This window comes from Streptomyces sp. TG1A-60 (genome assembly GCF_037201975.1).
Taxonomy (GTDB): Bacteria; Actinomycetota; Actinomycetes; order Streptomycetales; family Streptomycetaceae; genus Streptomyces.
Map to the genome: position 1 here is coordinate 5,880,731 of NZ_CP147520.1, position 11,468 is coordinate 5,892,198.

Below are 11,468 nucleotides of genomic sequence, written 5' to 3' on the forward strand. Positions count from 1 at the left end.
CCCCTCTTTGAGACTTCAACTCACTTTTGCACGCGTTGTGTCTGATCTGTGGCTGACGGTAGTCGCGGTGGGCCAGTCTTGTGGTGTGAACGGACACTTTCCGTCCTTCCTTCTGGGCGCCCTGCCCGCCCAGTACCGGATCTGCCTCACCGTCGGCGAGCACTCCGCGCATCACATCCGCCGTATCGTCCGCTCGTATCTGGACGAGTGGGAGATGGCGGAGCTGACCGACGCGGTCGAGCTGGGCGTGACCGAGCTGCTCGCCAACGTCGTACGGCATGTGCCGGACCGGCGGTGCACCCTGCTGTTGCTGCGCGCGGCGGCCGGGGTGAGGGTGGAGGTCGCGGACGGGTCGGCCCGACTGCCCTCCCCGCGGGAGGACCTGCCGCCGGACTCCGAAGGGGGGCGCGGGCTGCTGCTGTTGGACGCGGTGGCCCACAAGTGGGGCGTCGGGCCCCGGCTCGCCGGAGGCAAGACCGTGTGGTTCGAGTGCCGTCGCGGCTGAGGCGGTCACCGCTCCGGCGGGCGGAGCCGCGTCAGGTCGGCCGGGAGCAGTTCGGGATGGTAGGCGGCGAGGCCGGCGCCGCCGAGCCACCAGCCCCGGTGGACGAGTGCTCGGCACAGGGACGGCGCGAGACGGTCGAACACCGTCGGGACCAGGGCGAGATCGCGGCCGTCGTGGGTGCGGTGCTCGGGGAAGGTCGCCCGCCAGCGGTGCAGAACCGGGTCCGCGAGCGGGAAGTCCGTGGACAGCTGGACCAGGAAGCCCCGGCGGGCGCCGCGCCGGAAGCGTTCGACCATGGCCCGGGTGCGCAGCGCGGTGCTCTGGCGGTAGAGGAGGGAGTTGGCTCTCGCCAGGTCGCGGATCACCGGGATGCGGCCGTACATGCCGGGGCGGAGCAGGCCCCCGGCGTTGAGGACGCACAGGAACGTGTGCCGGTAGGTGTCGCTGTCCAGGGCCTCCAGGCCGGTGTTGTCGTAGGTGCCGCCGTCCAGGAGGGCCGGGCGGTGGGTGGCGCAGGGGAAGGGTCCACGGTCGAGGACCACGGGCGGGAAGGCGCCGGGGACCGCCGCCGAGGCCGAGACGGCGCGGCTGAGGCGTAGGCCCGTACCGGCCGTGGGGGCGAGACCGATCGTGTAGTCGCCGTACACGTCGCGTTCGAAGGTGAAGCGGACGCCGGTGGTCAGGTTGGCGGCGTTGACGATCCAGCGGACCTGAGGGTCCAGGTGTTCCAGCTCGGTCTGTCCGAAGAACCAGTCGTCGAGCCGTCCGGCCAGCAGGTCCGTGCGGGTGGTCGGGCCGAGGGTGCGCCAGACGTCCCGCAGGAGCGTCCGCTTGAGGGAGCGGGCGGAGACCCGGTCGACGAGGGGCGTGATCACCAGCTCGTCCACCGCCTGCGCGGTGAAGTCCCGCTCGCGCAGGGCCGGCCAGGCGCGGGCCAGGCAGCCGTTGGCTATCGAACCCCCGGACACGGAGGAGGAGTAGCGCAGGTGGGGGAGGAGCCCGGTGTCGGCCAGCAGACGGACGAAGCCCAGCGCGGAGAGCGTGGCGCGGAAGCCTCCGCCGGAGAGGGCGAGGGCGAGGGGGGTGGCCGTGGCGGGTGGTGGTGGGGCCGGGCGGAGGAGGTCGCCGCAGGGGCGGGCGGTCAGGCCGGTGCCGACTGCGGGGGAGTCGACGGCCCACGGCGACACGCCGTTCGGGGCGGCGGACGGGACGGTGTCCGTGAACGTGTCCGGTGCGTGGCGGGACTTGGTCATGGCCGGTCTCCGATCGCGATGACGAGTGCCTGGTCGGTGGGGCCTCTGACGTCGACCTCGAAGGCACGGTCCGCGCGCAGTTCCTCCAGCGCCTCCTCGGCGAAGGGGATGTGGTTGGTGAGGTGGATGACGTACGTGTCGTCGGGTGCGCGGGACTCGACGAGCCGGCGCAGGGTCTCCTCGTCGGGGTGGTGGTGGCGGACGCCGTCGGCCGAGATGACGTAGTGGTCGGCGTGGATCCACTCGAAGAAGTCGGGTTCCACGTTGCGGTCGCTGCCGTGGTGCGGCAGCTTCAGCAGGTCGAGGTGGAGCGGGGCGGAGTCGTCGAGCAGGTCGAGGGCGCGCAGGCCGGCCAGGACGTGGTCGCCCCGTGCGTCGCCGGTGAGCAGGGCGGTCCCGTCCTCGTGGCGCAGGAGCAGCACGATGCTGGAGAGGTTCTGCACCGAACCGTCCGTGTACGCCGCCGAGATGATCTTCGGGTCGCCGCGCCGCCTCGCCTCGCGCCACTTCTTCTCCAACCGGGCCAGCGCGGCCTCGTCCGGCGCGACGACCGTGACGTCCAGGTCGTGGAGGGTCGCCTCGGCGCCCTCGGTGAGGGGGCCGAGGAAGGGGGAGTTGCCGTCCAGGCGCAGGGCGCCGGCCGCGTCGCGGAGGTCCCGGCCCTGGTTGTAGCTGGCGGTGACCGCCGAGTCGGAGGCGGCGGCGCGTTCGAGGAGCGGGTGGACGGAGGCGCTGAGGCCGGGGGCCCGCTGGTCGACCAGTTCCTCCACGGAGTTGAACCACAGGGCGTCGACCGCGTACGGCAGGGCGTCCCCGTCCTGCTGGGCCCGGCGCATGTCGCGGAAGAGCCGCAGAAGTCCGCCGGCGTGGTCGTCGTCGACGTGGGAGAGGCAGACGACGTCGAGGTGGGGCGGCGCGAGGCCGTCGCGGCTCTCCTCGTCGGCGAGTCGGCGCAGTCGGCCCCGGAGCGTGGACGTGTAGACGCCGGCCGGGCCGCCGTCGACGAGCATGACCCGCTCGCCGGTCGGGCGCCGCTCGTCGTGCGTACGCTGCTCGCCGGGCCGTTCCCGCTCGTCCTGCGTGTCCGGCTCGTCGGGCGGTTCCGGCTCGTCCTGCGTGTCCTGCTCGTCGTGCGTGTCCCAGCGGACGAGGAAGCAGTCGCCGTGGCGGGCGTCGAGGAAGTCGAAGGTCAACATGGGGTCTGCCTCGCCGGGCGGCGGCCGTCACACGGACTGCATGGCACGCAGCACGTCGACGAGCCCATGGCCCTGGAAGTCGCGTTCACGGTCGAGGTCGGTCGCCGTCGCGCACAGGATCTGCTTCACGCGCTCGGGGCGGCCGAGCAACTCGCGGTAGCGGGCCAGCAGCATGGCCGCGGCCCCGCTGACATGTGCCGCCGCCTGGCTGGTGCCGTGCATGGCGGCGATGCCCTCGCCGGGGATCGGTCCGTCGATGTCCTCCCCCGGCGCCACCAGGTCGGGCTTGCGCCGCCCGTCGCCGGTGGGGCCACGGCCGGAGAAGTAACTGACGCCGTGGCGGTGCGGATTGCTGCGGTGGGTGGAGCCGACGGTGATGACCGACTCCGCGTTGCCGGGGTCCGAGATGCTGATGTCGTGGTAGCCGGTGCCCAGGGTGCGCGCGGTCCCGGTGAACCCGGAGTTCCCGGCGGCGGTCACGACCACCACGCCCGACCGTGTCAGCCGGTCGCACTCGACGCACACCGGTGTCCACCCAGTGGAGTGGGCGGCGACGTCGTGCGGCACCGACAGGCTGATGTTGACCCCGGCGATGACGAACCGGCCGGCCTGCTCGTTGATGTGCCGGACCGCCTGGAGCGCGGTGACGATGGAGAACTCGTCGCCCTCCCCGTCGTCGTCCAGGACCCGGAAGTCGTACAGCCGGACGCGCGGACAGATGCCCCGGAACTCCAGCTCCGGCCACCACCCGCCGATGATCCCGGCGATGTGCGTACCGTGCTGGTCGCCGGGCGGTACGTAGGGGTCCGGCCGTCCCGGCGAGGGCGGCCCGGGGTCCGACGCGGTCTCGACGGACGGCAGGGCGGCCGACCAGTTCACCAGCCCGTTGATCAGCGCGTCGTCGGGCAGTTTCTCCCGCACGCACGTGAAGTCGAACGACCGGGCGATACGCGTCTCCAGCCGCCGAGGCGGCGAGACGCCGGTGTCCCACTCGTGGAACGCCGAGTGGCGTGCGTCGATCCCGCTGTCGACCACCGCCCAGCCGATGGAGGCGCTGTCCACCGAGAACACCTGCTCGGCGGCGTCCGCCTTGATCGTCCGCCGGGACCGTACGACCGCGCGGGTCGCCCGGCGGTTCGTCGTCACGGAGACGACGGGGTACTTCTGCCGCCGGTCCACGACACGGCCGACGGGGGTGTGGGGGCCGCGCACCGGGTGCGTGTCCGGGACGGCGGCGGCCAGCATGCGGACGAGTACGCCGGTCACGTCCCGTTCGCCGGGGTGGGAGTCCGCCACGACCCGGCGCAGCAGGTTCAGGAACCAGGTCAGCTGACGGCCGCGTTCCTGACGGCGCTGCATGCTGTCGTGGATCTCGCTGGTCGCCGGAGCACGGATGTGCCCGTGCAGAGCCGCCTCCATCCCCTCCGCGCCGCTCTCCACGGCGAGTTCATGGGCGACCCGCACCACCCCGGCGAGACTCGTCAGCGGCAGCAGGGCCCTGACCAGTTCCTCCAGCGTCATCCGCACCGCCACGAAGCTCCCGGCCGCGACCGGCCGGCACTCCCGCGTCAGCCGCAGCCGCTGAAGACGTTCGAGGGCCCGCTCGACCCCGTGCTCCTCACGGACGGAGAGGATCAGGTCCTGCCGGTACGGCGACGGCGGTGGCTCTGAAGGCGATGACGGCGCTTCTGAAGGCGACGGCGGCGGCCGGGACGGCGTTGACGGCGGCTCTGAAGTCGACGGCGGCGGCCGGTACGGCGACGGCGGCTGCGCGAACGCCAGCCACACGTCGAAGTGCACGGGACAGCCCGTCGCCCACAACACCGGGACGGGCCCCTCCCCGTAGAACACCGCCAAGAGGTCCGCTCGGTCCATCAGGGCTCCCGATGCGCGTGGCGTGGGGGGAGGGCTGACTCCATTCTCCGCCCTGGTCATGAACACCGCATCATGACGCGCGGTACAGGCCGGCGGGGGCCCCGGGGAGGGCCGGGCTCACGGGGCGCGAAGGCGGCGGCCCCGGGGATCGGGGGCCGCCGCCTTCAGTCGGGGGGCGCCTGGTAGTGATCGCGGATCAGTACCAGTGGTTGGCCTGCCAGAAGTTCCACGCGCCACAGGGGCTGCCGTAGCGGTCCTTCATGTAGTCCACGCCCCACTTGATCTGCGTGGCGGCGTTGGTCTTCCAGTCGGAGCCGGCGGAGGCCATCTTCGAGCCGGGGAGCGCCTGGACCAGGCCGTAGGCGCCGGAGGACGCGTTCCTCGCGTTGACGTCCCAGTCGCTCTCGCGGTCCACGATCTTGGCGAAGCAGCTGTACTGGACCGGGTCCCCGACCATCTTCTTCGCGACAGCCTGGGCCTGAGATGCCTCCGACGCGGCCTGGGCGGGCGCGGCGCCGAGCAGCGTACCGGCGGTGGCGGCGGCCACGGCGGCACCGGCGAGGGCCTTCTTCGGGGAGGCGATGCGGCGCAGGAGGGTGAGGGACACGGGGAACCTTCTCTTCGGGGACACGGCCGTCGCGGGCATGCCTTCACCACGCGGTGTGCGGTGGGGGCGTAGGTCGGCGCCGAGGCCCGGGAGGGCACGTCGGCGCCGTGCGACTCGTCCAGAGAAACAGCCGGAGCAGCCGCCCGCAATGACCCCTTTTGCTAGTGGCCGTCGTACCCGAGGAGGATGCGCCTTCTGTGACGTGGCTCTCAATGCGCAGGTCAGAGCCCGAATCGTCGCGCGCATGCCACGTACTTCGATCTACGAGCCCGCTTCGTATGTGACGTGCGTCCTGTGGGGTGGTTCACGCCTCATGCGACAGGCCTCATAACGCCCTCTGAAGCCGCCGGGCCCGGCTTGTGGCCGGTTCGGGGAGATGGAGACCGCCGGTGCCGATCCGGGTCGGTTGTGCATCGTGACGTTTGCGGGTCGCGAGTCCGGTGGGAGGCGCGGGCGGGATACTCACGCCGGTCGTCGGCGGGTGTTCACGACGCACACCCCATTGAACTGCGAGAGGCGAGGCATCCGTGTGTCCTGGCCCGCGCTCAGAGGTCGTCCACGTCGACCAGCCCGTCCTGGACGGCGCGGGCCACCAGGCTGGCCTTCGTCCGCGCGGGGCGGCCGACGTTCGCGTACTTGATCCGCACGCGGTCCAGATACGAGTTGACCGTCCGTACGGAGATGCCGAGACGCTGCGCGACCAGCTCCTTCGACTCCGACTGGAACCATTCGATGAGCACGTTCTCCTCGCGCGCGGAGAGCTGGGGGCGGTCGGCGCGGGCGTTCGTTCCCAGCGCGCCGGCCAGCGCGGGCGGCATGTAGGGCCGCTCATCGGCTGCTGCCAGCGTCGCCTCGACAAGGTGTTGTCGGCCCTCGCTCTTGGTCAGAAAGGTCGCGGCTCCCAGGTCAAGGCAGCTGAGCGCTGTCTTCTCGTCATCCCGCATCGAATAGACGACCACCTGCCGCCCGGCGTCGACGAGTCTTCGAAGGCTGCCGAAGGCGGGGGCGCCCTCGCCCAGTTGCAGATCCAGGATGACGACATCGGCCGTGCTGCCCGGCGCGGTCCAGGCTTCCCCTACGGAGCCGCCGGCCGCGACCACGGTGATGGGTCGCCGCGATGCGGCGTACCACGCCTCTACGCCCGCGAGGATGGCGGGATGGTCGTCGACGACGACCACGCTGACTGGTGCGTTGGTGCTCATGTCAGGTCAACTCCGGAGGCCGCCGGTCGTCTCCAACCAGCCTCCACCCACACACTTCCGCCACGCGTCGTTCTGGCCACGGTCACGTTCGCGGCCGTGGCGCGGCCGCGAGCTTGAGCGGCCTCTGCCGTGTCATGGCTGTCGGTGCAGTCCTCGCTGATCACGCTCACGCGTACCGCGCGGGGTGTCCACACGACGGTCACCCGCGCGGTCGAGCGGGTACGGCCCAGAACCACCGCCACCGGGTCGATCAACTCCCTGCGTACCTCCACAGGCACCTCACCCTGCTGGCCTCGTACGGCCAGGCTCACCGTCACCCCCTGGTGCTCGGCCACCTCGACGCATGCCCGCAACTCGTTCAGCAGCGGGTCGGAGACGGCGTCGCTCTCCGCGAACAGGCGGCGCATACGGGCGGCTTCCACACCGCACCGCAGCCTGACCTCCTCGTCGTGCGGGCTCAGCACACCGTGGCCGAGGCCCACGAGCAGCGGCACTGTCGTCATCGTCAGGGCGCGGTAGCGCTCCTTGTGACCACGCTGCATGTCCTCGAGGATGCGTTCCCGGGTACGCAGTTCTTCCTCCCGTGCGGCCGCGGTCCCCGCTGCCGGCGCCGTACCGTGGAGCAGGTGCGTCACCAGTACACCGACGGAGAGCTGGAAGCCGCAGGCGCCTATCGTGGCGATCCCCATGGTGGCCGACTCGGCGGCGGTTGGCGCCCCGGACAAGAACACAGCGGTCGCGTTGAGCCCCGTATGCGCCCCAAGGAACGCCGCGAACACCCTGACCCGCAGGTCTGCCAGCAGGAACAGCGCATGCCAGCCGACCACTCCGAACGCCCAGTCCGCCGGACCCGTCGACTGTTCCGGCGGGATCGTGAACGCGCATACCGCCGAAACGGCCAGCACCGAGCCCAGGCTCCACCCGCGCACCCTCGGCGGGATCTGCCTGCCGCGCAGCAGATAGGCGCCCCCGGCCACCGCGACGGCGGCGAGGCAGACGAAGGCGGCTGTCTGTGCCCACGCGGGGCGGTACACGTCCTGGTGGACCGTGAGCCGGCGCAGCGAGACGGTGAACTGCCACACCAGGCTGATCAGCAGCACGGCCAGTTGGGCTCCGTAAAGGAGATGCCCGCGGATGAAGCGGACGGCAGCCGTGTGCTGTGCCTGGGCGCGAGGCGGGCGCGGTACGCCCGTCACGTGCGCTCCGTCCCCTGCCTGTGACGCCCGGGTCCGGTCGTGCCAGCGCCACCGCACGCGGGTCCCGGTGCCCGGATGTGAGGTGACGGAAGCGGAGCCTCCGACCGCGTGCATCCTGCCGATGATGGAACCGGAGATGCCCCGGCGCCGTGCGGGGACGGACTCCGGGTCGAAGCCCCGTCCCGCGTCGGTCAGTTCGACGACGGCGCCGTCCCCCTCTGGCCATGCCCTGAGCTCCGCTTCCCGCACCCCGGCATGGCGTGCCACATTGGTGACGGCCTCCCGGACCCCGTTGAATATCGCAAGCCCAGGGCCGGACGGAATCGCGAGCGGGCCGTCGACGTGCGTCTTGAGCCGCACCCTGGCCTGTCCCTCGCCCTCGGGCACACAGCCGAGAAGCGCCGCGAGGTCGACGCTCCCCGTCTCGAATCCGGGCACGGCGGACAACGCCTCCAGATCCTGTCTGGCACGCGGAGGCAGCCACGACCAGTCCCGGCCGTCGCCCTGGGAGACCATCAGCAGCGTCGCGCTCGCCGTATCGTGCAGGGTCGCCAGGTACTCGCGCTCGGTTGCCCTCCGTGTGGCGGCGACCTCGGCCTCCCGGCGCGCCGCCGCCCTGGCCGCGGCCGACCGGTCAGCCGCCCTGGCCCGCGCCCGAACCATGAGGTAAGCGGCCCTCGACAGGGCCACCTGGACAAACATGCGTACCAGGGGTATCAACTCCGGGCTGTGCCCGGGCGAGGAGAGGACGTCGCCCAGCACGAAGACGACAGCCCCCAACCCGGCCAGGGCGGCACCGGCCACTGGGCGCGTCGCCCACTCGTACTGGAAGGCGATGACGCTGATGCCGACGATCGCCTCCACCATCACATCCGCGCCGTCGCCGCCGAGCACCGGCTGAGACAGCCCCGTCAACACCACCACGGCCGCGTCCAACGTCCACAGCAGGGCGAGCGGGAACGGGCGCGGGCGGCGCAGCGAGTAAAGGCGCACACCACAGGCGAGGAGAGCGGGCACCAGCAGAGACATCGCCAGGGGAATGTCCGCCACGTCCGCCGAGACGACGCCCAGCGCACCGCACAGGCAGACCACGGTGGACCGGAGCCACACCCCGTACCGCTCGAGGGTCAGGATCAACAGGCGCTCGCTGGACCTGGGACCGTCCAGCGGCTCAGCGGCTCCGCGCCCGTTCCCCTCGCGCCCCTCGTGCCCCATGGGGTCAAGGGTAGTTGAACGGCGATCGAGGTAGCCGCTCCTTGTGGGGCAAACAACCGGCACACCCGGTGACCGGGCCGGGCTACTGTGCTCGTCGTACGGGGCTGGGAAGTCCACACTCAATCACGGGGGAATCTCTATTACGCTGTTCGTTCGCGAATTAGAGTTGCTCGCACAACAAGAACACTCAAAGAAGGCCGCACGCTTGGCGCCCCACACGTCGGAACCAAGTGGTCCAGCACCTGAGAAGGTGCCGAATTGCGGGGGATCCGGGCCTCGCACCGCTGTTCCCGCCCGCCACTGAAGGTGGCCGGGGCCGGCGCAAGGGGCCGCACAGGTCCCTCATCAGCGAAACCATGGCCATGTATCGCGCGGAGAGTAGTTCCACGCTGCTCTCACGCGTGCAGGCCTCCACCGGGTTCACCACCCTTGTCCCCGAGTAATTCTCAACCAGGGAGATTCATGTCTTCACTCCGCTCCATCCGTCGTGTGCTGCGTAAAGCGGCTGTCCCCGTCGTCGGCGCGGCGTTGGCCTTCAGTGTCACCGTCACCATCGCCACGCCGGCCGCGGCCAGCGGCTCCTACAGTGGCAGGGCCTACGTCTACGGCAACGGCGGGGTAAACAACGACTTCGACAACGAGGGCGTCGTCAACGTCGCCACGCACCGCTACTCGAACGTCGCCTGTCTGTGGCAGACGATTCTTTGGGCACATGGTTACCTGCCCTCGTCCGGGATCGATGGCGTCTTCGGCGACCAGACCGACGCCGCAACGAGGAAGTTCCAAGCTGACAAGGGCCTCGTCGTGGACGGCTCCGCCGGCCGGAACAGCTGGACAAAGGCAGGCAACAGAATCAGGCAGCACGACAACCAGAACGGGTGGCTGTACGTGGTGTATGACGGCGTGACAGGTTCCAGGAGCCCGTACGGCTCGCACGACTTCGTGCTGCAGCGTTCACCCAACGGGAACTACCGATTCTACCCGCCTCAGGGGGGCGGCCCTTATTGGGCCTCCTACAACTCCCGCACCTGCTGACCTCGCCTGGCCTGAGCCACGGCAATCCGGACGTCGCGGGGCCGGGGCAGGCTCGCCGGCCCCGCGAACAGGCCGGGTCGCCGGGGCGCTGGTCGTACAACCCCCGGCCTCCGGAGCGATGAGGACGAAGGTAAGCGGGAATCCCGGCTTCAGCCGGGAGAGCACGTCAAACCGCCACGTACGTCACCGGATCGCTCCCGGTCACCGCCTCCGCGCGCCCCAGCTTCACCAGGCGCCGCAGGTGGGCCTCGGCCTCGGAGACGGCGATGTTGCGGGAGCCGAAGGGGATCTGGGCCCAGGGGCGGTTCCACTCCATGCGTTCGGCGAGCTGCCAGGCGGTGAGGGGCTCGGCGAGGAGGGCGAGCAGCCCGGTGAGCCGGGACTCGTGGTGGGCCAGCAACTCCCGCACGCGGGCGGCGGTGTCGGTGAACGCGTACTGGTGGGCCGGTAGGACCTCGGCGGGAGCGAGGCGGCCGACGCGTTCGAGGGAGTCCAGGTAGTCGCCGAGGGGATCGGTGACGGTGTCGTCGTCCGGATCCTCGTACAGACCGATGTGCGGGCTGATCTCCGGGAGGAGATGGTCGCCGGAGAACAGGCGGCCGTCGCCCGGGAGCCGCGCGGGATGCGCCTCCTCCAGGTGGAGGCAGACGTGGCCGGGGGTGTGGCCCGGGGTCCAGATCGCGCGGACGCGACGGCCGGGCAGGCCGAGGAGTTCGCCGGGGACGATCTCACGGTCGGGCAGCGCGGGGGAGAAGCCGGGCAGGGCGCGGGGGTGGCGCGGGGCGCGCAGGACGGCGAGGTGCTCCTCGGGGGCGCCGGCGGCCGTGAGCCTGTCCGTCAGGTACGAGAACCAGCGGTCGGGGCCGGTCACCCGGGTGCGCCGTACGATCGCCGTGTCCGCCGCGTGCATCGCGATCCACGCGCCGGACGCCTCCCGCACCGCGCCCGACAGGCCGTGGTGGTCGGGGTGATGGTGGGTGATCACGACGCCGTGGATCTCCTCGACCGACGTACCGCACGCCGTCAGGCCCGCGATGAGCGTGTCCCACGACGCCGGGTCGTCCCAGCCGGTGTCGACCAGCACGGGTCCGCGGTCGGTGTCGACGACGTACACGAGCGTGTGGCCCAGCGGGTTGTCCGGAATGGGAACCTCGACGGACCGTACGCCGCCGCCGTGGTCGTGCACGTGTGCCATGGGCTCCCCTGCCGTCGATACCCCGATCGCCGCGCTGCGTCCACTATAACTAGAACGGGTTCCAGCAGGGTGTGCCGGTGGGTGTCGGCGGGTGCGGGCGCGGGTTCGCCGTGGTGGCTCGCGCGGTTCCCCGCGCCCCTGGGAAGCAGGGGCCGCGCCCCGCGCTCTTCGCCTCCACTCGCCCGCGTG

At 71.3% G+C, this 11,468-nt stretch carries 9 protein-coding genes; 2 read left to right on the forward strand and 7 right to left on the reverse strand.

Going from position 1 to position 11,468, the window contains the following annotated elements; translation table 11 throughout:
* Nucleotides 1-85 precede the first annotated feature (85 nt).
* Nucleotides 86-505 (forward strand): ATP-binding protein, encoded by a 420-nt coding sequence (locus tag WBG99_RS25465; RefSeq protein ID WP_338898523.1) that lies wholly within the window; start codon nucleotides 86-88, stop codon nucleotides 503-505.
* Nucleotides 506-510: 5 nt separating this feature from the next.
* Here the strand turns inward: WBG99_RS25465 and WBG99_RS25470 are convergent, their stop codons facing one another.
* The 6 genes from WBG99_RS25470 to WBG99_RS25495 all read right to left on the reverse strand — a co-directional run bounded on the left by WBG99_RS25470 (nucleotide 511) and on the right by WBG99_RS25495 (nucleotide 9,049).
* Nucleotides 511-1,758 (reverse strand): patatin-like phospholipase family protein, encoded by a 1,248-nt coding sequence (locus tag WBG99_RS25470; RefSeq protein ID WP_338898524.1) that lies wholly within the window; start codon nucleotides 1,756-1,758, stop codon nucleotides 511-513.
* A complete protein-coding gene (locus WBG99_RS25475) occupies nucleotides 1,755-2,954 on the reverse strand; it encodes an MBL fold metallo-hydrolase (RefSeq protein ID WP_338898525.1) in 1,200 nt (399 codons plus the stop codon). The genes WBG99_RS25470 and WBG99_RS25475 overlap by 4 nt, the downstream gene beginning before the upstream one ends.
* A 27-nt stretch (nucleotides 2,955-2,981) precedes the next feature.
* The gene (locus WBG99_RS25480) at nucleotides 2,982-4,829 is read right to left on the reverse strand and encodes a S8 family serine peptidase (RefSeq protein WP_338898526.1); all 1,848 of its coding nucleotides are present in this window, start codon (nucleotides 4,827-4,829) and stop codon (nucleotides 2,982-2,984) included.
* 196 nt (nucleotides 4,830-5,025) lie between these two features.
* Complete coding sequence (locus WBG99_RS25485) at nucleotides 5,026-5,475, reverse strand: transglycosylase SLT domain-containing protein (protein WP_338898527.1); 450 nt, start codon at nucleotides 5,473-5,475, stop codon at nucleotides 5,026-5,028.
* Between the two features lie 506 nt (nucleotides 5,476-5,981).
* Nucleotides 5,982-6,638: a response regulator transcription factor gene (locus WBG99_RS25490; protein WP_338898528.1), complete on the reverse strand. Its 657-nt coding sequence runs from the start codon at nucleotides 6,636-6,638 to the stop codon at nucleotides 5,982-5,984.
* Nucleotides 6,635-9,049 (reverse strand): ATP-binding protein, encoded by a 2,415-nt coding sequence (locus WBG99_RS25495; protein ID WP_338898529.1) that lies wholly within the window; start codon nucleotides 9,047-9,049, stop codon nucleotides 6,635-6,637. Before WBG99_RS25495 ends, WBG99_RS25490 begins: the two co-directional genes overlap by 4 nt.
* Nucleotides 9,050-9,511: 462 nt before the next feature.
* Here WBG99_RS25495 and WBG99_RS25500 point away from each other — a divergent pair, with 462 nt between their 5' ends.
* Nucleotides 9,512-10,084, forward strand: coding sequence for a peptidoglycan-binding domain-containing protein (locus WBG99_RS25500; protein ID WP_338898530.1), 573 nt, complete (start codon nucleotides 9,512-9,514; stop codon nucleotides 10,082-10,084).
* A gap of 166 nt (nucleotides 10,085-10,250) precedes the next feature.
* Here the strand turns inward: WBG99_RS25500 and WBG99_RS25505 are convergent, their stop codons facing one another.
* Nucleotides 10,251-11,279: an MBL fold metallo-hydrolase gene (locus tag WBG99_RS25505; protein ID WP_338898531.1), complete on the reverse strand. Its 1,029-nt coding sequence runs from the start codon at nucleotides 11,277-11,279 to the stop codon at nucleotides 10,251-10,253.
* Nucleotides 11,280-11,468 lie beyond the last annotated feature (189 nt).

Coding starts and splice junctions, on each gene's coding strand:
- WBG99_RS25480 (WP_338898526.1), bottom strand. CDS start 4,829: ATGGACCGAGCGGACCTCTTGGCGGTGTTCTACGGGGAGGGGCCCGTC.
- WBG99_RS25475 (WP_338898525.1), bottom strand. CDS start 2,954: ATGTTGACCTTCGACTTCCTCGACGCCCGCCACGGCGACTGCTTCCTC.
- WBG99_RS25485 (WP_338898527.1), bottom strand. CDS start 5,475: ATGCCCGCGACGGCCGTGTCCCCGAAGAGAAGGTTCCCCGTGTCCCTC.
- WBG99_RS25500 (WP_338898530.1), top strand. CDS start 9,512: ATGTCTTCACTCCGCTCCATCCGTCGTGTGCTGCGTAAAGCGGCTGTC.
- WBG99_RS25470 (WP_338898524.1), bottom strand. CDS start 1,758: ATGACCAAGTCCCGCCACGCACCGGACACGTTCACGGACACCGTCCCG.
- WBG99_RS25490 (WP_338898528.1), bottom strand. CDS start 6,638: ATGAGCACCAACGCACCAGTCAGCGTGGTCGTCGTCGACGACCATCCC.
- WBG99_RS25495 (WP_338898529.1), bottom strand. CDS start 9,049: ATGGGGCACGAGGGGCGCGAGGGGAACGGGCGCGGAGCCGCTGAGCCG.
- WBG99_RS25505 (WP_338898531.1), bottom strand. CDS start 11,279: ATGGCACACGTGCACGACCACGGCGGCGGCGTACGGTCCGTCGAGGTT.